Origin of the sequence: Maribacter confluentis (assembly GCF_030505015.1) — a bacterium.
GTDB classification, from domain to species: domain Bacteria; phylum Bacteroidota; class Bacteroidia; order Flavobacteriales; family Flavobacteriaceae; genus Maribacter; species Maribacter sedimenticola.
On record NZ_JAUKUC010000001.1, the window covers coordinates 1 to 20,764 of the forward strand.

Genomic DNA, 20,764 nt, shown 5'->3' on the forward strand with positions numbered 1-20,764 from the left:
TTTTACCACCTGCGGTAGAAGTTTTTAATACCAAATCCGATGCTATATCGGTAGATTTAATTACCGCACCATATAAATCTGTAGATGGATCGTTACTGATATCATCGTTTATACCATCTATAGATGCGATTAGTTCATCTTTAGAAGGGGTCAAAGCATTCAATAGGTGAAGTTCATCTTCACCATCAAACCAATAGATAGCCATTTTTACGGACTCTTGGGTGGTAGATGGCATTACGGCGTCAATAAAACTGGTGGAGGCCAATTTTAATTCCTGCAAGCTACTGCTCAACACGCTATTACTTAAATCTAACACCAATAAGGTATTGTTAGAGAATATTTGGGAATTTGGAGAAATCCTTGCAGAAGACTCAGAGTGGAAATGGTTTGAAACAATCATCATTACGTCCTTGCTCATAAATGGTAAATTGATTTGCCGTTAAGCCTGGAACGGGATTTCCGCTTGTATCGGATACTCTAAAGAAAACGGACACTTTTCCAGGCAATGTGGTATACTGTTCCTGAATGGAAAGCACCAACTCACCTTCTTCCAATCCTAAGCAATCATCTACCGGCTCTCCTTTCCCTAGACCGTCCCCAAGATTCAGGTCCAAACTTACATCATCATCTGCATTACACACACGAAACCAGTAAAGACAGTACAAAAAACACACTGAAGGTCTTTAAAAATTTTTCATATTCAATATTTATATGTTCAACTAGCAGAACGGACAAAGTGTATTTAAATTATAGAAGATTTTAAAATTAATGTTAAAGATTGTTAAAGATGAATTACCTGTTTATATTGAAAAATTAAAACCCATAATTTTAGTAGCTTTATAGCAAATCTAATAAAGTCCTAAGCTATATAAAATGTTACTTATAAACATAATACAATAAATGACCCACGAACTTAAGACTATTTTTAATGCGTACGAATTGGCAAAAAAAGAAAATGTTAGTTGTGTTCTGGCAACCGTAGTTTTTCTTGAAGGTTCCTCGTATAGAAAACCAGGTGTCCGTATGCTGATCCGTGAAGATGATACAATGATCGGAGCTGTCAGTGGTGGTTGTGTGGAAAAAGAAGTACTTTTTCAGTCACAGTCCGTCTTTAAGGACCATTCTGCCAAATTAATGACCTATGACGGTCGCTTTCGTTTAGGGTGCGAAGGTATTTTGTACATCATGTTGGAATTTTTCTCTCCAAACGAATCCGTTGTACATGCCTTTAAAAAGGTAATAGAGAATAGAATGGACTTTACATTATCAACAACATATGAGAAAGAATTTGGGCAATTAAATGGTTATGGTACCTTTATAACACTAGGTGCAAAAACATATCCTTTAAATCCTTACACCAAGCAACAGTCTAACGCGCACTCCTTTGAGCAAACAATGCCTCCTTGCAAACGGTTATTGCTTATAGGTGGTGAACATGACGCGGTTCAGCTAGCTCACTTTGGAGTTAGTATGGGTTGGGAAGTAAGGGTGGCCGTAACTCCACAAGAGAATAAGTCCATACTGGATTTTAAGAATATAGATGAATTATTGAATTATGAACCCGAACTATTCCCCGTAGAACAAATAGATGAAGAAACGGCTGTGGTACTTATGACGCATAGCTTTGCCAAGGATTTAAAATATCTAATGGCCTTAAAAAATGTAAAGCCTATGTACTTAGGTGTTTTAGGACCTATTAAAAGGAGGGAAAAATTACTGGACCATCTATTGGAACAGGATATGGACATTTCTGTAGATTTCCTTGAATCTATTCATGGTCCTGCCGGATTAAATATTGGTGCAGAAACGCCTCAGGAAATTGCAATTTCAATTTTAGCGGAAATACTAACGGTTATTAGGAAAACCGAACCCATGATGCTAAAAAACAGGGCACAAAAACCGGTTTAATGATTTCTGGAAAAGACATAACTGTTTTAATAATGGCCGCAGGGGAATCTAAACGCATGCAGGATATTAAACAACTTTTACCGTGGAAAGATTCCAATTTCTTATTAGAGATCATAAAAACAGCCAAAAATAGTAGGGTAGGCTCGGTACACCTTGTTTTGGGCGCTCATGCAGCGCGTATTGTGGATAAATGTTCCCTCAACGACCTCCATGTTGATTATATGATAAACCCCAATTGGCAAATGGTTTGGGAAATAGTATAGCATATGGTATAAACCATTTACTTTCATTGGCATCCAGACCGCAAGGTATTTTAATTTGTCTTGCGGACCAACCATTAATGACATCCGATTATTTAAATTTAATGGTGGAAAATTTTATACAAAATCCAAATAGAATAATTGCGACCAATTATACCCAAAAAACGGGTGTACCGGCTTTGTTTCCTATTACCTTTTATGAAAAACTTTCCCAGCTTAAAGATGATTATGGGGCCAAAGAAATATTGAAACGTTATAGAAAAGAGACCATTGGCCTAAATGCAGGAAAAGGAATTATTGATATAGACACTAAAGCGGCATACGAACAACTAATTACAGATACCCAATAACCAACATGATAATTAATATGATGTACCACCTTAAAGCAATACTAATCTCCAGTGTTTTCCTTATTCTAGTTAATTTTGCATATTCCCAAGAATTGGGATTTGAAGAGTATAACCCTATTTCTACATTGGTTATACGGGCAAAGAAATTAAAACGGCCAAATTTCCATTTATTGATGTGCATAGCCACCAAAGGGATATGTCAGTAGAAGCACTTACGGCATTGGTAAAAGATATGGACGCCATGAACGAAGCCATAATGGTGAACTTAAGTGGACGTTCAGGTGAAAGTCTTAAAGAGAAAGTTGACAATATCAACAAAAGTTATCCCAATAGGTTTGTTGTTTTTGCCAATGTGGATTTTGAGGGAGCAAAGGATTTACAGTGGGGCAAAAAGGCTGCCGCCCAGTTGGAACTGGATATCAAGAACGGGGCTAAAGGCTTAAAGATTTTTAAGAGTCTAGGTTTGCGTAATAAAGATGCCGATGGAAATCGTTTGGCAATTGACGATTACAGATTAGATCCTATTTGGGAAAAATGTGCGGAAATGGGCGTCCCAGTATTGATTCATGCAGCTGACCCCAAATCATTTTGGGACGAAATGAATGCGGAAAACGAGCGTTGGTTAGAATTAAAAACACATCCTAGAGAAAAAGGTCTGCCACGGATCCGGCACCTTTTGAACAAATTATACAGGAACAGCATAACGTTTTTAAAAAACATCCAAAGACCAAGTTCATTAATGCTCATATGGGATGGCATGCCAATAATTTGGAAAAGCTAGGCGAGTTACTTGATGCAATGCCCAATATGAATGTAGGTATATCTGCCGTAATTGCGGAGTTGGGTAGACAACCACAGCATGCAAGGGCATTTTTTATTAAATATCAAGACCGTATCCTGTTTGGTAAGGATAGTTGGAAACCAGAGGAATTTCCGACATATTTTAGGGTGTTGGAGAGCAATGATGAATACTTTCCGTATTACAAGAAATATCATGCCTTTTGGGCAATGTACGGGCTTGATCTACCAGACGATGTGTTGAAGAAAGTATATTATAAAAATGCGCTAAATCTCATTCCAGGACTGGATAAATCCTTGTTTCAGGAATAAGATTACACTTTTTTCAATACTACTACATCCTCTGCTTTGACAGGGATATCCTTAGTATCTTGAAAAATACCACATGATATTTGCTTCTTGGCTAGTGCAGCGGTTTTTTTACGTTTTGTCAAAGCCTCAATTTCCTTGTTTAAAAATTGCATAACCTAATAATTTTTAAATAAAACGAACATTTGTGCCCTATGTTGCATAGACAGTTTTAAATATATGCTAAACAGCTGGTTATCGTTATCCTAACCATAATGGGATAGACGTTATGTACGAACCAAACGATAGCAAAAAACAAAAAAATTATAATTATCTGTGACAAAAAGGTTTGTTCATATACCAATAGGGAAAATAACGGTTGTACATGTCCAAAGAAGTTGAATTTACCAATTTGATAAGAGATCATCAAGGTTTGTTGTTTAAGGTTACCTCTAATATACCGATACCAAACAAGACCAGGAAGACCTTTTTCAAGATGTGGTATTTCAGTTATGGAAGTACTTTGATTCGTTCAGGAATGAGTCTAAAATTACCACTTGGATGTATAAAGTTGCCATGAATACGGCCATTACTTTTTTAAAAAAAGATAAAAGAAGACCGGATTCCGTTTCTATGGCAGATACAGTTTCACAAATTATGGAACCTGGCAATGATGACGTATATGAAGAGCGATTACGGTTGTTATATGCACATTTAAAGCATTTAAATCATTTGGACAAAACCTTGATTTTTCTTCTACTAGAGGCAAAAAGCTATAAGGAAATAGCAGAAATAACTGGGTTACAGGCCAGTAATGTGGGAACGCGAATCTCAAGAATCAAACAAAAATTAAAATCTAACATGATAAAATCATAATCTATGGAACTGGAGGAATTACAATCTGCCTGGGTGCAAATGGGCAACGAACTGGAACGGCAGAAAAAATTGACGAATACAATTATCTTGAACATGACCAAAGAGAAATATCAAAATAAATTTAAAAGCGCACTAACCTTAGAAACAATAGGTGCTGTAGTATGTTTTGCACTGGCTTTACTTTTCTTATATAAATTCAATGTTTTGGATACTTGGTACTTACGTTTATGTGGAATTTTGACCATAGGCTATATGGTTATTTTTCCCATTCTGGTATTGGATGCCTTGCGTAGGATTAAAAATTTAGACCTTTTAAACGGTAGCTATAAAGCCAATCTTTCCCATTATTTAAAATCTAAAAATCGCCTATTGCGCATACAGCAGATAGCTATGGGTATTGGAATGGCCGGTATGGTATTTATTTTACCTACTTTTTCAAAAATTAGTTCAGGCAAGGATATCTTTATGGAAGGTTTACGATCTACACAATGGATATTCCTAACCATAACTTTAATGATTACCCTTATTTTTTGCTTATGGGGTTATAGAGGATATATGCGATTGACCAAATCTGCACAAGAAATTTTGAAAGAACTGGATTAATTATTCGGTCAATTTTTTCTGGATGTAGTTTAAGATAAGCATCCAGTTCATTTTTAATAGCAGTGATGCCGTAGGAACGTTATTATCGGCAATGGCGGCTATTATGGATTCATGTTGGTTATCGGATTTGTTATAGAAGGAGTCATCATTGGTAAAGGCCCTTTCATAAAAGAAAATACGGGTTTTAAGGTCGTTTAGTATCTGTAAGGCCAAATCGTTCTCATAACCCTTGGTAAGCAGCCTATGAAATTCCAAGTCCGCTTGTATCCGGGAAATGGCATCTTTGGCATTTTCAAATACTTCTTGCTGCATTTTTAGTTGTTCAATATCGTCTTGGGTAAACTCCGTGTTTTCAATGGCCATTACTTCTAGATTGGCAACTAGGCCATAAAGGTCCTCGGCTTCTTTAACATCCAGTTCGGCAATGATGAACCCTCTGTTAGGTACGGCCTTGATGATATGTGCCTGCTGCAATTGTGCCAACGCTTCCCTAATTGGGGTTACACTAACATCTAAATCGCGCGAAAGGGCCGCCAAATTAATGGTCTTGCCCGTTTTTAGATTTCCGGTAATCATCTGAGAAAGAAGGTAATCCCTTACTTGGTCCCTTAAGTTTACTTTTACCAACATGAGTCAAAAATAGTATATCGTATATGATTATAAGCGAATATTTTAATGTTTTCGTATACTTTGTGGATTTTATATTCTAAGAACATGGCATAAAATTAACGGTCTTTATAATTAATGGTGTTTTTGTACGTTTTTATAGCACAACCCTACAAGCAAACAATATGAAAAAAGTAACATTAATTTTAAGAAAATTATCTGCCGTACTTCCGGTATTATTCATTGCCTATAGCTGTAGTGATGATAATGCTATGGATGAACAAGCAGTTATTACAGAAACAGAATTGCAAGCAGTTTTAACCACCGATGATTATTTGGACGGTGTGGACCTTGCACTTTACAATATGTCATCTGCCCAAGGTACTTCGGGAAAATCATCGAATGAAGAATGCTATACCGCAGAATATACGGATACCGGCTACACAGCGGTATTCAACAATTGTGTATTGAACGGAACGGATCAAGTAAACGGTACGTTGACCGTAACCTATGACCTTCAGGGAGAAGAAGGTTCCTTTACCGCAAGCTATGTGGATTTTTATATTGGGGAAATCAAAGTCAACGGTTCCAGATCTTATGTGTTCAGTAGCAATGATAACGAAAGTGCCATAACATTTGAGGTTACAAGCGATATAACTGTAGAAATGGAAGATGGCTCAATAATATCCGATAACGGAACAAAAAGTACGACCATAACTTTTGATGAAACGGCTTCATATAGTGTAACAGGAGAGTGGACTGTGGTATATGAAGGAAACACGTATAAAATTGAGGTAAATTCCCCCTTAAAAAGCGACTTAGGCTGTACCTATATTGCTGCAGGTGATTTGGATATCTCCAAAAATGGACTTACCGTTAATGTAGCATTTGGCGATGGTACTTGTGATGATAGTGCCACTATGACCTATCCTAACGGCGTTCAAGAGAATATTACCCTAAAGGATTAGGGTATATATCATATTAATAATTTAAAAGAGGGGTTTAAACGACAGTAGTTTAAACTCCTCTTTTCATTTTCAGGACTATTATTTCCTGTATTATGACATCTTATAATCCATATTTCTTGGCTATCTATTAAATAATGGTAAACTCTTTTAAAAGTTTATTAGTTTGATGCCCCGTAATGCTAAATAATTGAAATACAAATCATATCTTTGTTGGACTTTAAAGGGGTGCAGATGATTCTTGCAATGGCCTTACAACAAATGGCAGCATAGTTTACTCAAAAAACTTACCATTGGTTCTATACGTCACCACGTATTTCAATTCCTTTACAGTAAAATTCAAGTATTATCATTAAAATTTCGAATGGCAAAATCACAACAGACATTTAATAAAACTGAAAAAGAAAAAAAACGCTTAAAAAAGCGAGAAGAGAAAAAGAAAAAAATGCTTGCGCGCAAGGCAGCGGCGAAGGAAAGTGGTACTTCTGGCATACCATTGGCCTATGTGGACTTCAATGGTAATTTGGTAGATACACCGCCAGATCCTGCCATGAAGGTAGAAATAGAAGCTGAGGATATTGTTTTGGGTATTCCTAAAAAAGAGGAAGGTGATGTTGAGGAATTTGATCCGGTAAGAAACGGTAAGGTTTCATTTTTTGATACTTCTAAAGGTTTTGGTTTTATCATAGACGCTGAAAACAATGAAAAATATTTTGTTCATGTGAGCGGTCTTATCGATGAAATCATGGAAAATGACAAGGTTTCGTACGAGCTTGAAAAAGGAATGAAGGGTATGAATGCCGTTCGTGTCAAAAAAATATAGCCAACACATTTCCCTATGGCAAAACTGCAACGCAATACCGTTCTGGTAGTATTGTCTTTCTTTGCCATTTACTTCATCTGGGGATCTACTTATTTATGGAACAAAATTGCGGTAACGGAATTACCTGCCTTTATGCTGGCAGGTATTCGTTTTTTAACGGCCGGCAGTTTAATTTTCATCATATCCAAAATTTTGGGTCTATCCTTAGGCATTACCAAAACACAATTTAAGAATACGTTTATTGCAGGGTTTCTTTTTTTAACATTTGGAAATGGGGTAGTGGTGTGGGCCTTGAAATTCGTAGATAGCGGTTTTGCGGCCTTGGAGGTTTCCGCACAGCCCTTGGTAGTTTTATTGATGATGCGTGTGTTGCAAGGTAAAAAAATTCAACCCATGTCCGTAATAGGTGTAATATTGGGTATTACCGGTATTTTTTTATTAGTTGGGCAAAAGCAAATAATAACCCAAGAAGGCGCAGTATTGGGAATGTTCCTCATCTTTATCTGTATGTTGAGTTGGTCTTATGGAAGTTTATTTGTCGGTAAGGCAGATTTACCACAAAACTTTTTTGTCAATACCGGCTATCAAATGTTGACCAGTGGTTTTTCCCTTATTATTATTAGCTTTTTACTTGGAGAGAATTGGTCTTGGCCATCACAATGGAGTATACCGGTACTTTGGTCCATGTTATTACTTATTATTTTTGGCAGTATTGTAACCTTTACGGCCTTTAATTATCTGTTACGGTTTGTTTCTCCAGAAAAGGTGGCCACTTCTTCGTACGTTAACCCGATCATTGCTATGGTATTAGGCTGGTATTTCTTAAATGAACAGATTACATTACAATCCATAGTTGCCTCAATATTGCTTTTGACAGGGTCTATTTTATCAATTCTAAAAAAAGCTTAACGATTTTCTCTAGGTTTTCAGGTAAAAAAATTCCTAAATAATATCCGTATTTAAGGTTATTGGCTCCACTTGTCCGGGTTGCATGTGTCCCAAATAGATATTCCCTATACGTACACGTACTAGTCGTATGGTAGGATAACCGACCGCAGCCGTCATTTTGCGTATTTGCCTAAATTTACCTTCGGTAAGTATAATTCGTATCCATGAAGTTGGTCTATGCCTTCCAATACGGAGCTTAGCACTGGGTTCGGGTAATGTGGGGTTAGTCAATAATTGCTCTACCGTACAGGGTTTTGTACCATAGGTAGTGCCAAAAAGTCCAATATTTACCCCGCTACTTAGTTCTATAATGGCTTGTGTACTAATTAGCCCATCTAACTGTGCCAGATACTCTTTTTCAACTCCTTTACGATTTATGATATCGCTTAATTTACCATCAGTTGTCATGAGTAAAAGACCTTCTGACTTCTCGTCCAATCTACCAATAGGCATAATTTCAGAATTGAACGAATAAAGTTCACTTAAAAACTTTTTCTTGCGCAACTGCCGTTCTTCGTTGGAAGTCAATTGACTCAACATTCCAAATGGTTTATACACTTTAAAATGGTAATGTTTCATTATTTTGTATGGTCTGTAAAAAATTGCTTACCAATGGTCGCAAAAGATACCCTTTTTAACCCATGAATTAGTAATCTACTATTGATAATGTTACCTTTGCAACTTCCAGAAAAGATTTTATGCAAGAGACAGTTTTTGAACTACAGGATAAGAAAACCGATAAGGAACTATATAGCTACCAACAGGGTGCTATTCAACAAATTTTTAACAAGTTCGATTCTGAACGTGAAGATTACCATCTTTTATATCAATTGCCAACCGGTGGTGGTAAAACTGTTATTTTCTCTGAAATAGTAAGACAGTACCTTAAAAACCATAGCAAAAAAGTTTTGGTGATGACCCACCGTATAGAACTTTGTAATCAAACTTCTGAAATGCTCACCAATTTTGGCGTCGTTAACAAAGTGGTTAACAGTAAGGCAAATTTGGATGACCAAGAGCGTTACAGTTGTTATGTGGCCATGGTAGAAACCTTGAACAATCGTCTAAACGACGACCAGCTGGATATTTCAGATGTTGGCCTGGTCATCATTGATGAGGCGCATTACAATTCATTTACCAAACTGTTCAAATTTTTTGAAAATTCATTTGTTCTTGGTGTAACGGCCACTCCTTTAAGTTCCAATAAGGACTTGCCCATGAACAAGAATTATGATGAACTTATACCCGGGGAAAGTATTGAAAACCTTATAGAGAACGATTTCTTGGCTAGGGCAGAGGTGTTTCATTATGATATGGGGCTAACTTCATTGGAAGTAGGCTCTAATGGTGATTATACCGTAAAATCATCTGCCGATCTATATACTAGCCCGGCTATGCTGAACAAGCTATTAGAAGCTTATTCAAAACACTCCAAAGGTAAAAAAACATTAATTTTCAACAATGGTATAGAAACGTCCATACAAGTATACCATACATTCAAAGCCGTAGGATTGCCCATTATGCATTTGGATAATACGGCGACCAAAAAACAACGTAAACAAATATTAAGGTGGTTTAGGGAAACGCCAGATGCAATCTTAACATCCGTAAGTATCTTAACAACCGGTTTTGATGAACCGACCATTGACACCATTATCCTTAATAGGGCAACAAAATCTCTTACGCTTTACTATCAAATGATCGGTAGGGGATCTAGGGTCTTGAACAATAAATCCAAATTCACCGTAATTGACCTAGGGAACAACCTTTATCGTTTTGGTCCTTGGGGTGCGGACCTAGATTGGGGCGCTATTTTCAAATCCCCTAATTTCTACATGGACCGTATTAGGGATGATGAGGATATTGAAAGTGATTTTAAACTGGATTTGTCCGAAGAGGTCAAAGCAGAATTCAAAAACTCAAAGGAGACCTATTTTGATATCAAGGAAACGTATGAAACCGCTACGTTTGCAGGAGAATCATCTAAAGTGGTTCTGGAGCGTTCCATAGCACAGCATGCCCATATGTGTATTGAAAACAGTGAAGATGTTTATGATGCCATAGCATTGGCAAAGCTATTAAAAGAAGATATTGATAATAGAATTCACGTTTACGGAAAATGTATTAGCAAAAGCACCTATAACTTTTTAAGTTGGTTAAAGGACGACTACCAAAAGAAATTGAACGCATACCTAAGAGAAAATTTCGATACTGTTTTTGAAGACATTCATGGACATCCGCCAGAGGATTAACTTTCGACTAACCTATACGTTCATTTTTTTTATTACTTGTAGATACTTGCAAAATTCCTAAAACCTTACCGACACTTTGCCTCTAAGATAGAATGGTGTTCCGGGAGTAAAGTGAATTTCCTCAACAGATGCGGTTTCATTAAACAATCTGCTTTCTGTAGCAAATTGGGTCTCGTTCCACTCCGTATCAAATAAATTCTCAATTATCAGACCCAATGTCCAATTTTTAATATGATAATTCAAGTTTAAATCGGTTACAAAATAACCTTCCGCTACTATACTATTATCTTCGTTTGCGGCCCTATCACCTAAATAACGATAATTCAATGACCCGAAAAGTTACCTAAATCACTTATGGATAAGCCACCAACCGAGGTAAGGTCCGGCGCAAGTGGAATATAATCCTCTTCTTCTAACTCCTCCGTACTTCTGGCGTAGGTATAATTAATATCATTATATGCATATAACCAGTCCAATAATTGATAACGGGCTCCTAGTTCTATTCCTAACCTTCGTGTCTTTCCACTAGGTTCAACAATACCGGCATCACCTACGTACACAAATTCCTGATCTAATAAAAGTCCCCATAACGTAGCGTTCAATACAAGTTTATCCACAGGTTTTACTATAGTACCCAAATCTAATCCATACGCTGTTGGCAATATATCCCTACCTTCATTCGCGGTTACAACACGTGTATCGTTAGAATGAAATCCTAAACCTGTTTTTAAGAACATTTGCCAATTGCGGTTTACCGTATATAACGTATTAAGTTTTGGACTAACTTTTGCTTTGTTTTCACTTCTGCTATCGTAAGCTTCGCTTAATTTATTTTCATAATCGAACTTAAAATAATCTAAACGTACAGAGGGATTAAAAGTCCAATTTCCGGTTTTATAAGTGCCATCCAAAAATCCGTATATATTGGTTTCATCGACATCCCCAAATGCATACTGCTCTAAAGTGGTCTTCCTGTTTAAGGTATGTGATAGCGACACATCATCTACATTATCATTTCTAAAACCTATTCCTGCTTTGTACCCAACCATATCATTTTCACCAACCGTAATATTGATTTGCTCAAAAGCTGTTTCAGCACCCATAACCGTCCTATCCTCAAATTGACGAATTTGATCTCCGTTTACCGGATCTTCCAAAAAGAATGTAAAGTTTGAGAATAATTCAAAATCATATTTGCTTACAAATGCCCTCGTCTTTAAAAACTGGTCATCGCCCAAAAATCTGGTATGGTTCAACATTAAATTTGTTCTACTGGTCTGTCCTCCTTCGGTATCATCTATGGCGCCAAACCTGCCAATAAGGTTTTGATCAACCGCCCTTTGAGGAATTTGTCCCGAGGCATCCCATTTGCTTTGAAAATGAGAGGCGGTCAATGTAAGCTCTTCCTTACCAAGGTCCTTATAATTGTAACGTCCTAAAATATTTATCCTATTGAAATTTTGTGGGGAATCAAACGGTCCGTCGGTAAGATAAATTTCCGAAGCCAAATAGGCATCACTTTTATTTCCTTCCAATAATTTAAATAGTCCCACAAATCTATTGGTATTGAACTGTCCGGTTTCATAGGATACCATACTTTTGTCAATACTTTTTTTCAAGCCAAGGTCAACGTACCCAGCGGTGTTAAAATTTCCCTTATCGGCATAATACAATCCTTTTCCAAAATTTATATGTTCTATTGTTTCCGGTATCACAAAGTGTAGATCTGCATAGCCCTGGCCATGCGCATGAGATACCATATTCACCGGCATACCATCTACACTAATGGCTACATCCGTACCATGGTCAATATCAAAACCTCTTAAAAAAATCTGTTCTGCCTTACCGCCGCCTGCATGTTGGCCAATTAAAAGCCCGGCACTTTTCGTAAAATTTCCTGGGAAGATTTTACCGGATCATTCTGTACATCTATATTCACAATTTTACTCATTGCATCTACTTTGGACACCACAACAACTTGATCTAAGTTTATGCTGGACTCCTCCAAGGTAATCTGTACCTGCTCATTAAAATGTTTAGGTTCTATGACTAGAACAAAAGTTTTATAGCCCAAATTGGAAAAGTATACGGAATCGTTTATATGTGTAGCAGGAAGTGAAAATGCCCCCGATAAGTTGGTATGGCTATGTTGGCCTGAAGTCTGGTTGAAAATACCGACATTTTCCAAGGCCGTACCTTTATAATCGGTAACCTTACCTTTAATGTTCTGTGCTTTTACTGAAGTGGATATTAATATTATGGTTAATACTTGTAACAGCCTAAGTGCCCACTTGTAGCTATAGTTCATTTTTATATTTTTTAGGTTAAAGAATGTCTTTAACGTACCTACGACAAAAAAATAATATGGTTTTGTAAATCTGCAAATTTATGGTAGAACCCTAAATTTAATATCCTCAGCAATTATTTTTTCCACATTTATTTAGCATTCAACAGCACTCATTTATGGTAAAACCTAGTAAAGATTTGCAGTGTCCATTTTTCATATATGATAAGTTTTTATTGAGACGAGTTAATAATCATGCCGATAATGTTAGACTTTTATGAACTGTTAGAAAACAAAAGATAGCTATGAATACAGAAATATTATTAACACCATATCGTAAAAACATACAACTTAAAAATAGGGTCGTTATGGCTCCCATGACCAGGAGTAGGGCGGCTAATGACGAGAATGCCCCTACGGAGGATTTACACGTACCTTATTATACGCAAAGGGCTTCTGTGGGACTTATCATTACTGAAGGTTCCCAAGTTTCCAAAGCTGCAGTAGGTTATGTAAACACTGCTGGAATACATTCCAAGGCCCAGGTGGAAGGGTGGAAAAAAGTTACCGAATCGGTACATGATGCAGGCGGTACCATTTTTATACAGCTTTGGCATGTTGGCAGAATGTCTCATCCAGATTTTCATAATGGTGATCTACCTATGGCACCATCAGCCATCAACCCTAATTCAAAATCGTTTACCTCAGAGGGTTTCAAGGATACCGTTACTCCTAAGTCAATGAGCAAGGAAGAAATCAAGGCAACCGTAACAGATTTTGTCAATGCGGCAAAAAATGCGGTAGAAGCCGGATTTGACGGCGTAGAAATCCATTCCTCAAATGGGTACCTGTTTCATCAATTTTTTAACGCTACGTCAAATACAAGGACAGATGAGTACGGTGGTTCTATTGAAAACAGAGCGCGTTTTTTCTTTGAAGTGCTTGATGCCGTTAAAGAGGTAATACCACAAGAAAAGATAGGCGCGCGCTTTAATCCTTCTCTAAATGGTTTATTTGGTATGACTATGGATGAGGAGACCATTCCCACTTTTGAATATATCATTAAAAAATTGAACGACTACAATTTGGCCTATATTCATTTGTCAGAACCATTCACCGATGTTTCCGATATACCTTATGCTGTGCAGCATATTGCAAAACACTTTAGACCATTGTATAATGGTACTCTAATGATAAATGCAGGATTTGACCAAGAAAGCGGCAATAAGGTAATTGAAGAGGGCAATGCAGATTTGGTGGCCTATGGTAAACTATATATTTCAAATCCGGATTTGGTGGAACGTTTTAAAAACGGCAATGAATTATCTAAATGGAACGAGGATACCTTTTACACACCTGGAAAAGAAGGGTACTTGGATTATCCCACATATCAAGAAAAAGCGCAAATTGTCTAATACATAGTGTTGGGAAATAGCACTTAAATCAAATAAACTACATTATTAATTAAAATATAAGAAAATGAATTTTACAAGAAATGCAAAGGCACAATGGAAAGGTAGCGGCAAAGAGGGCAAAGGAACGTTATCTACCGAAAGTACCGTTTTAGACAATACCCCTTATGCCTTTAATACAAGATTTGAAGATGAAAAGGGTACAAACCCCGAAGAACTTATTGGAGCGGCCCATGCAGGTTGCTTCTCCATGCAATTGAGTTTTTTATTGGGTGAAGAAGGCTTTACGCCAACCACACTGGACGTAGCGGCAAAAGTAGCGTTCAAGGATGGCGAGATCGTGAAAGTAACTTTGGACCTAGTAGGTGACGTACCGGAAATTAAGGAAGAAGAATTCAAGAAAATTGCCCATAAAGCTAAAGAAGTATGCCCTGTTTCCAAATTACTAAAGGCCGAAGTAGTTCTTAATGCCAGTTTATCTTAAATTTTAAAATAGATTTTATAAGGCGGCCATAGCCGCCTTTTTTATGCACTATAGTCCCCTTATGATTCAGGTCAATTAAATAGGTATTTGCATTGATCAATACCAATGACAATCATGAACTTGCGTAAAAAATAACAGGAAAATGGAAAATGTATTAGTTGCCGGTGCCAATGGTACAACGGGAAAAAAAATTGTAAACCTTTTAAAAGTTTCACAATATTTTGTTCCAGTGGCCATGGTTAGAAAAGAAGAACAGCAAGACCAATTTAAAAAAGAAAATATTAAGACCGTAATAGGTGATTTGGAAAAAGATATTTCACATGCGGTCAAGGATATTGATAAGGTCATATTCGCTGCTGGGTCAGGTGGAAAAAAAGTAGTTGAAGTAGATCAAGAAGGCGCAAAGAGATTGATCGATGAAGCCAAAAAAGCAAATATCAAAAAATTTGTAATGCTCAGCTCAATGGGGGCAGACAATCCAGAAGAAACGGAAGATTTACAGGAGTATTTAAAAGCTAAACATAATGCGGACGAATATTTAAAATCTACAGAACTTGTACATGCCATAGTAAGACCAGGATCCTTAACAAATGATAAGGGTACAGGAAAAATCAAATTACAGTCCAAGCTTGGGGAAAAAGGTTCAATTACCAGAGATGATGTTGCCCAAACTTTGGTGCGCTCTTTACATGATGATTCTGCCATGAACGAAACATTTGAAATTATCAATGGTGAAACCCTGATCGGTAAGGCATTGGATGCTGTTTCCGCTCAATAAACCTATTTATTGATTAGTTTACAATTAAGGCTAATTTCTTGACGGATCTCAGCTTTTTTTTTGTTCGTTTATCTTTTTCTCAAAACAGCTTTTAATTGACTAGAGTGCCTTGTTTTAAAACAACTTATGGTTATGTATCTTCGTATAAACAAAAACGAACCCTTATGACAACTAAAATTTATAACATTATATCGCTGGCCATTTTGGTCATAGCGTTTTCCTCCTGCAAGGACAAAAAACAGAAAGAGGCTACAGAGGTAGCCAATGAAGTAGTAATGGACAGTACAGACTTAGCTTTGCTAGAGTTAAACCTACCAGAAGGATTTAATATAGAAGTGTATGCTAGAGGAATAGATGGTGCGCGCTCAATGGCTATGGGTGATAACGGTACCCTTTTTGTTGGCACTAGGAATGAAAACACGGTGTATGCCATACAGGATAATGATGGCGACTTTAAAGCGGACAATGTTATTATACTGGATACCATGGAAGTTCCTAACGGTATAGCCATTAGAAATGGGGATCTGTATGTTGCGCAGGTAGGTAGTCTTTGGAAATATCCCAGTATTGAAGACCAATTGGGCAAATCTGTGGAAAAAGAATTGGTATATGATGATTTCCCAACTGAATTTCATCATGGTTGGAAATATATTGCTTTTGGACCGGATGATAAATTATATGTGCCGGTAGGTGCACCTTGTAACATTTGCAACCGTACCAATGAAGATGAACGTTTTGCGACCATTTCCAGAATGGACCCTGATGGTAGCAATCGTGAAATTTATGCCCGTGGCGTTAGAAACTCCGTTGGTTTTACTTGGCACCCAGAAACCAAGGAAATGTGGTTTACGGATAATGGCAGGGATATGCTCGGTGATGACATACCTCCTTGTGAACTGAACAAGGTGACCGAAGCTGGTCAGCATTTTGGGTATCCGTTTTGTCATGGTGGTATTGTCAAAGATCCGGAATTTGGTGACGAACATCCGTGTTCGGATTTTGTTTCGCCGGCACTTCAACTTGGAGCTCATGTGGCTCCCTTAGGTATCAAATTTTATACCGGCACCATGTTTCCCCAAGAATATAAGGGCAGGGCATTTATTGCAGAGCACGGTTCTTGGAACAGAAGCAAAAAAGTAGGATATAGGATAATGATGGTAGATATAGAAGAAGGGGAGGTCATAGGCAACGAAGTATTTATAGATGGCTGGTTAGATGAAGTAGAGCAAAAAGCATCTGGAAGACCAGTGGATATGTTGATGTTAAAGGATGGCTCCATGTTGATTTCTGATGATTTTGGAGATGCCATTTACCGAGTCACCTATAGCGAAACTGCGCTAGCACAAAAGTAAACCTAATGTTGAAGTAAATAAAAAAAGCGATCAATATGGTCGCTTTTTTATGCGTATCATATTAATTTTAATGACTATGATTTATATTTATTAATCACAAGTACAGTTTTAAATCTATACGTATGAATAATCCCAATTCACGCAGGACCTTTTTGAAAAAAACAGGTGTATTGTCCGTTAGTTCCATGTTACCGTTATCGGTATTGCCATTGGATTATAAATATAAAATGGGATTGCAATTATTTACTATTCGTGATGCTATGGCAAACGATCCTATTGGTAGCATAGCTTATGCAAGAGGGCTGGGATATGAGGATGGGGAAATATATGGTTATGATGGGGAAAATGATAGCTATTATGGTATACCTTCCAAAGAATTTAAGAGACAATTAGATGACCTGGATTTTACGATATCTAGCGGCCACTATAACTTTTCTAATCTATTCAATGAACCGGAAAATGTACTTATGCGTTATGTGGACCAATGCATAAAAGGTGCAAAAACCTTACAAAGTACATATATAACCTGGCCATGGTTGGCACCTGAATACCGAACCATAGAACATTTTAAAATATTGACCGATAAATTAAATAAAATAGGGGAGCAGGTCAACAATGCCGGACTACAGTTTGCCTACCATAATCATGATTTTGAATTTACCGATCATAACGGCGAACAAGGGTATGCTATAATCTTAGCGGAAACCGACCCCAATTTGGTGAAATTACAAATGGATATGTATTGGGTTGAGCATTCTTCCACCAAAAGCATTCATGATTTAATACGGGAAAATCCGAAACGATATGTTATGTGGCATATTAAGGATATGGATAGGATTACGCGGGATTATTCTGAAATGGGAAATGGTTCAATTGACTATAAACAAATCTTGGCCAATATCAATAAAGAGGATTTACAGTATTATTATTTAGAACAAGGCGGTAATTTTGCAAAGAATTCCATGCAAAGCATAACGGATAGTGCCCAGTATTTTAAAAAACATCTTCAACGTTATTTATAACCTATGTCGTACCCTGAAAAAGTATATCTAAACGGTAAGATTGTTAATGCGCAAGAGGCCACTATATCAGTATTTGACCGCGGATTTATTTTTGGCGATGGAATATATGAGGTCATGGTACAGATCAATGGTTCTTTTTTTTATGGTCAAAAACATTTGGACCGATTGCAGGAAGGACTGGATAAAATTAACATCAATTTTGATGTAGGATCACTGACAACAGAAATACCTAAGCTACTCAAGGCAACCTCTTTAACGGATAAGGACTGTTTACTTTATATGCAAATAACCAGAGGTGTTGCTCCAAGACAACATTCATATCCTGCAGATATACACCCAACGGTGATGATGTATGCATTGCCTAAAATATTGCCCAATATCAATCAGGCAAATACCAAAGTTATTACCAGGGAAGATTTTAGGTGGTCTAGATGCGATATAAAGATGACCTCGCTTTTGGGCAATGTCATGTTGAACGAAGAAGCTATGCAACATGGTAGCTTTGAAACCTTGCTGTACCGTAATGGCCTTTTTACCGAAGCATCCCATTGTAACGTATTTTTTGTCAGGGATCAAGTAGTGTATACACATCCGGCAAATGAATACATATTGAACGGCATTACCGGAGCAATCGTTAAAGATCTATGTACATCCCTTGGAATAGCACTAAAAGAAATTCCATATCCATCAAAGGAACTTGCTTTATTGGATGAGGCATTTTTAACGGGCACGAGCACGCAAATTGCGGCCATTAGTCAAATAGACAATCATTGCTTGTATATGGGAAATGAAAAAGGCCCCATTACAAAAAAATTGCAAGAGGCCTTTTTTAATCTTAAATAAAGTAGTTATTTAACCTTGAAGTTTTCAAAGAAATCAACTGCATTTACAATTTTCATTTCACCAAGTATATAGCACACTTCTGACAAATCGGAGAAATCCAAACCACCATCAGCGACGCTTTCGTTCAAATATCTTCCATCTTTTCCATTGTATTGATTGCCCAATCGTATAGAAGTATTCCAAATATCGATTAAATGGGTATCGTTAATATAGGACTGCCAATCAATTTCACCTTCAGATTTAAGTCCAGGTGTACCGTTACCTTCGGCATTACCATCTGCAATCTTATGATAATCGGTAGTTTTTTGAACATAGGCCAATTTATCGGGGTCTGTAGCGGACTCGTTCCAATCACTATGCTGTACCACATGAATCCTATTACTAATTTCAATATCAGGATTTTTTTCCATAAGTAATTGAACCCAGTCTGCGGTAAATTCTGATTGGCCAGCTTCTGCCACCCATACATCACCCCCTTTGGCAATTATTTTATGAACTTCATTGACGACTTTTTTAACTGCTTTTTTCCAATTTTTATGGGCATCCAACCAATTTTTTTCAAAGGCTAGTTGCATCAATTCGTTTGGAGGAACATATAATCCTTCCTGTATACCATATGTACCTACAATTGGCAAATAATTTAATTCTGCATATTTAACATGATGCACCAAGGTCGCTAAACCAGCTGTGGTATGCAAGTCATCTATATCCGTCTTACAATCCATTTGGACCAAAAGTAAATCTTTGGACATATCAATTTTTTTTTGTTGCGCCATTACGTTGCAGTTAACGAGGATGGCGCAGAAAAGAAAATACAGCGTACGTACTGTCGCTAAAGAATTTGTCATGTTGTTAAAGTGATTTAGTTGTTGCTACTAAAGTATTATAAAATACACTACTATAATTGAGGAATTGTATTAAATAGGTGTGAGAATTTTATGGATTTGGAAGAATGTTTCCAAAAAAAATGAAAGTAAATACAATGAATTTGTCTCAATTTCAATGTTTTAGAGATTTAAACTCATAAATAAATCACAATTAATGCATATAAATGTAAATAAGGGGTCCTATGTCAACTATTGGCGTCATCTTTGCGCAACAATAAGTATTAAAAATTAAAATACATTACAATGAGTAAAGGAACAGTAAAATTTTTCAACGACACAAAAGGATTCGGTTTTATCACTGAAGAAGGAGTTGAAAAAGACCACTTTGTACACATTTCTGGATTAGTAGACGAAATTCGTGAAGGCGATGAAGTTGAATTTGATCTTCAAGAAGGAAACAAAGGATTAAACGCAGTGAACGTAAAAGTTATCTAAACATATATACATTCTAGTTTAAGAAAAAGCCCTCACAATGTGAAGGGCTTTTTTAATACCAAATTTTAAACAGATACCTCAAATTAAAGACGTAGTTTCGCAGCCGCAAAAAAGCTGTGTTATGAAACGTATCAACGAATACAAAAAACTTTTTGGGGTAGAGAAGGAAATTGAACTTAAAGCCTTAAAAACCAAGTACAGAAACTTGGTTAAGGAATGGCATCCAGATAAATTTCAAGAGGGTGATGAAAAGAGGGAAGAGGCAGAAGTGCAAAGTCGTAGAATTATTGACGGCTACCATTTTCTAGTAAGTATTGCTCCAGAAACCAAAGAAGCCAATAAAGAAGCTTACGAAGAAAGCATTACTTCTGGCATTGCAGATTTTCAACATAACGGTCTTGTTTTAGAAGTTACTTTTGTTGATGGTGCTACATACGAATATTTTGGAGTTACAAAACCTATCTTCCAAAAGATGATCAATGCCAACAAATTAAACAGATTTGCCAAAAGAAGTATTTTTCCAAATTACTTATATAGAAAATCTAAACGAGATCTTCAAGAAGCATAAAATCATATTTTTAAAAGGTTAT

At 36.8% G+C, this 20,764-nt stretch carries 25 protein-coding genes and 3 pseudogenes; 20 read left to right on the plus strand and 8 right to left on the minus strand.

Annotation, left to right across the window (positions count from 1 at the left end):
• Both Q2T41_RS21005 and Q2T41_RS21010 read right to left on the minus strand, forming a co-directional pair.
• Nucleotides 1–418, minus strand: a pseudogene (locus tag Q2T41_RS21005) (hypothetical protein); the annotation flags it as partial.
• Entirely contained in the window at nt 372–641 is a 270-nt protein-coding gene (locus tag Q2T41_RS21010) for a hypothetical protein (RefSeq protein ID WP_436798780.1), read from the minus strand. The pseudogene Q2T41_RS21005 and the gene Q2T41_RS21010, both read right to left, overlap by 47 nt.
• 259 nt (nt 642–900) lie before the next feature.
• Here Q2T41_RS21010 and Q2T41_RS00010 point away from each other — a divergent pair, with 259 nt between their 5' ends.
• The 3 genes from Q2T41_RS00010 to Q2T41_RS00015 are packed head-to-tail and all read left to right on the plus strand — an operon-like array spanning nt 901 to nt 2,518.
• On the plus strand, nt 901–1,908 hold the full coding sequence (locus Q2T41_RS00010; protein WP_304434021.1) for an XdhC family protein: 1,008 nt from the start codon (nt 901–903) through the stop codon (nt 1,906–1,908).
• The gene (locus Q2T41_RS20705; protein WP_367186799.1) at nt 1,908–2,171 is read left to right on the plus strand and encodes an NTP transferase domain-containing protein; all 264 of its coding nucleotides are present in this window, start codon (nt 1,908–1,910) and stop codon (nt 2,169–2,171) included. The genes Q2T41_RS00010 and Q2T41_RS20705 overlap by 1 nt, the downstream gene beginning before the upstream one ends.
• Nucleotides 2,156–2,518, plus strand: coding sequence for an NTP transferase domain-containing protein (locus Q2T41_RS00015; protein WP_367186800.1), 363 nt, complete (start codon nt 2,156–2,158; stop codon nt 2,516–2,518). The genes Q2T41_RS20705 and Q2T41_RS00015 overlap by 16 nt, the downstream gene beginning before the upstream one ends.
• Here Q2T41_RS00015 and Q2T41_RS00020 read toward each other — a convergent pair.
• The gene (locus Q2T41_RS00020; RefSeq protein WP_304434023.1) at nt 2,502–2,699 is read right to left on the minus strand and encodes a hypothetical protein; all 198 of its coding nucleotides are present in this window, start codon (nt 2,697–2,699) and stop codon (nt 2,502–2,504) included. The two genes, Q2T41_RS00015 and Q2T41_RS00020, sit on opposite strands and share 17 nt — an antisense overlap.
• A 15-nt stretch (nt 2,700–2,714) precedes the next feature.
• On the opposite strand from Q2T41_RS00020, the gene Q2T41_RS00025 reads away from it, so the two are divergent.
• Together Q2T41_RS00025 and Q2T41_RS00030 are read left to right on the plus strand one after the other, a co-directional pair.
• Nucleotides 2,715–3,299, plus strand: coding sequence for an amidohydrolase family protein (locus Q2T41_RS00025; RefSeq protein WP_304434025.1), 585 nt, complete (start codon nt 2,715–2,717; stop codon nt 3,297–3,299).
• Nucleotides 3,266–3,628: an amidohydrolase family protein gene (locus tag Q2T41_RS00030; RefSeq protein ID WP_304434026.1), complete on the plus strand. Its 363-nt coding sequence runs from the start codon at nt 3,266–3,268 to the stop codon at nt 3,626–3,628. Before Q2T41_RS00025 ends, Q2T41_RS00030 begins: the two co-directional genes overlap by 34 nt.
• Nucleotides 3,629–3,630: 2 nt before the next feature.
• Here Q2T41_RS00030 and Q2T41_RS00035 read toward each other — a convergent pair whose 3' ends face one another.
• Entirely contained in the window at nt 3,631–3,780 is a 150-nt protein-coding gene (locus tag Q2T41_RS00035; protein ID WP_304434028.1) for a hypothetical protein, read from the minus strand.
• Between the two features lie 209 nt (nt 3,781–3,989).
• Here Q2T41_RS00035 and Q2T41_RS00040 point away from each other — a divergent pair, with 209 nt between their 5' ends.
• The 3 genes from Q2T41_RS00040 to Q2T41_RS00050 are packed head-to-tail and all read left to right on the plus strand — an operon-like array spanning nt 3,990 to nt 5,083.
• Nucleotides 3,990–4,184 (plus strand): hypothetical protein, encoded by a 195-nt coding sequence (locus tag Q2T41_RS00040; protein WP_304434030.1) that lies wholly within the window; start codon nt 3,990–3,992, stop codon nt 4,182–4,184.
• Nucleotides 4,103–4,480 (plus strand): RNA polymerase sigma factor, encoded by a 378-nt coding sequence (locus tag Q2T41_RS00045; protein ID WP_304434031.1) that lies wholly within the window; start codon nt 4,103–4,105, stop codon nt 4,478–4,480. Before Q2T41_RS00040 ends, Q2T41_RS00045 begins: the two co-directional genes overlap by 82 nt.
• A gap of 3 nt (nt 4,481–4,483) precedes the next feature.
• The gene (locus Q2T41_RS00050; RefSeq protein WP_304434033.1) at nt 4,484–5,083 is read left to right on the plus strand and encodes a hypothetical protein; all 600 of its coding nucleotides are present in this window, start codon (nt 4,484–4,486) and stop codon (nt 5,081–5,083) included.
• Here the strand turns inward: Q2T41_RS00050 and Q2T41_RS00055 are convergent, their stop codons facing one another.
• On the minus strand, nt 5,084–5,713 hold the full coding sequence (locus Q2T41_RS00055; protein WP_089260396.1) for a GntR family transcriptional regulator: 630 nt from the start codon (nt 5,711–5,713) through the stop codon (nt 5,084–5,086). It lies immediately after the preceding gene.
• Between the two features lie 161 nt (nt 5,714–5,874).
• Between Q2T41_RS00055 and Q2T41_RS00060 the strand changes: the two genes are divergently transcribed.
• From Q2T41_RS00060 to Q2T41_RS00070, 3 genes and pseudogenes are all read left to right on the plus strand, one after another.
• Nucleotides 5,875–6,657, plus strand: a complete 783-nt coding sequence (locus Q2T41_RS00060; RefSeq protein WP_304434036.1) for a hypothetical protein — start codon at nt 5,875–5,877, stop codon at nt 6,655–6,657.
• Between the two features lie 361 nt (nt 6,658–7,018).
• Complete coding sequence (locus Q2T41_RS00065; protein ID WP_304434038.1) at nt 7,019–7,477, plus strand: cold-shock protein; 459 nt, start codon at nt 7,019–7,021, stop codon at nt 7,475–7,477.
• A gap of 15 nt (nt 7,478–7,492) precedes the next feature.
• Nucleotides 7,493–8,427 (plus strand): annotated as a pseudogene (locus Q2T41_RS00070) (EamA family transporter).
• On the opposite strand, the gene Q2T41_RS00075 reads toward Q2T41_RS00070, so the two are convergent.
• The gene (locus tag Q2T41_RS00075; protein WP_304434039.1) at nt 8,420–9,004 is read right to left on the minus strand and encodes a pseudouridine synthase; all 585 of its coding nucleotides are present in this window, start codon (nt 9,002–9,004) and stop codon (nt 8,420–8,422) included. The pseudogene Q2T41_RS00070 and the gene Q2T41_RS00075 overlap by 8 nt on opposite strands.
• A gap of 119 nt (nt 9,005–9,123) precedes the next feature.
• Here Q2T41_RS00075 and Q2T41_RS00080 point away from each other — a divergent pair, with 119 nt between their 5' ends.
• Nucleotides 9,124–10,677 (plus strand): DEAD/DEAH box helicase, encoded by a 1,554-nt coding sequence (locus Q2T41_RS00080; protein ID WP_304434041.1) that lies wholly within the window; start codon nt 9,124–9,126, stop codon nt 10,675–10,677.
• 57 nt (nt 10,678–10,734) lie between these two features.
• Here Q2T41_RS00080 and Q2T41_RS00085 read toward each other — a convergent pair.
• A pseudogene (locus tag Q2T41_RS00085) lies at nt 10,735–12,985 on the minus strand (TonB-dependent receptor).
• 281 nt (nt 12,986–13,266) lie between these two features.
• Between Q2T41_RS00085 and Q2T41_RS00090 the strand changes: the two are divergent.
• The 6 genes from Q2T41_RS00090 to Q2T41_RS00115 all read left to right on the plus strand — a co-directional run bounded on the left by Q2T41_RS00090 (nt 13,267) and on the right by Q2T41_RS00115 (nt 18,852).
• The gene (locus tag Q2T41_RS00090) at nt 13,267–14,376 is read left to right on the plus strand and encodes an alkene reductase (protein ID WP_304434043.1); all 1,110 of its coding nucleotides are present in this window, start codon (nt 13,267–13,269) and stop codon (nt 14,374–14,376) included.
• A gap of 64 nt (nt 14,377–14,440) precedes the next feature.
• Nucleotides 14,441–14,857 carry an OsmC family protein gene (locus Q2T41_RS00095; RefSeq protein ID WP_089260384.1) on the plus strand — a complete coding sequence of 139 codons (417 nt, stop codon included), beginning with the start codon at nt 14,441–14,443 and terminating at the stop codon, nt 14,855–14,857.
• 142 nt (nt 14,858–14,999) lie between these two features.
• Entirely contained in the window at nt 15,000–15,635 is a 636-nt protein-coding gene (locus Q2T41_RS00100; protein ID WP_304434046.1) for an SDR family oxidoreductase, read from the plus strand.
• Between the two features lie 164 nt (nt 15,636–15,799).
• The gene (locus tag Q2T41_RS00105) at nt 15,800–16,987 is read left to right on the plus strand and encodes a PQQ-dependent sugar dehydrogenase (protein ID WP_304434048.1); all 1,188 of its coding nucleotides are present in this window, start codon (nt 15,800–15,802) and stop codon (nt 16,985–16,987) included.
• Nucleotides 16,988–17,109: 122 nt separating this feature from the next.
• Nucleotides 17,110–18,009, plus strand: coding sequence for a sugar phosphate isomerase/epimerase family protein (locus Q2T41_RS00110; protein ID WP_304434050.1), 900 nt, complete (start codon nt 17,110–17,112; stop codon nt 18,007–18,009).
• Between the two features lie 3 nt (nt 18,010–18,012).
• Nucleotides 18,013–18,852, plus strand: a complete 840-nt coding sequence (locus Q2T41_RS00115; protein WP_304434052.1) for an aminotransferase class IV — start codon at nt 18,013–18,015, stop codon at nt 18,850–18,852.
• Nucleotides 18,853–18,857: 5 nt separating this feature from the next.
• Here the strand turns inward: Q2T41_RS00115 and Q2T41_RS00120 are convergent, their stop codons facing one another.
• A complete protein-coding gene (locus Q2T41_RS00120; protein WP_304434053.1) occupies nt 18,858–19,604 on the minus strand; it encodes a hypothetical protein in 747 nt (248 codons plus the stop codon).
• A 378-nt stretch (nt 19,605–19,982) separates the two neighbouring features.
• Between Q2T41_RS00120 and Q2T41_RS00125 the strand changes: the two genes are divergently transcribed.
• Together Q2T41_RS00125 and Q2T41_RS00130 are read left to right on the plus strand one after the other, a co-directional pair.
• A complete protein-coding gene (locus Q2T41_RS00125) occupies nt 19,983–20,174 on the plus strand; it encodes a cold-shock protein (RefSeq protein ID WP_027075965.1) in 192 nt (63 codons plus the stop codon).
• A gap of 121 nt (nt 20,175–20,295) precedes the next feature.
• The gene (locus Q2T41_RS00130; protein WP_058102736.1) at nt 20,296–20,742 is read left to right on the plus strand and encodes a KTSC domain-containing protein; all 447 of its coding nucleotides are present in this window, start codon (nt 20,296–20,298) and stop codon (nt 20,740–20,742) included.
• The last annotated feature ends 22 nt before the right edge of the window (nt 20,743–20,764 follow it).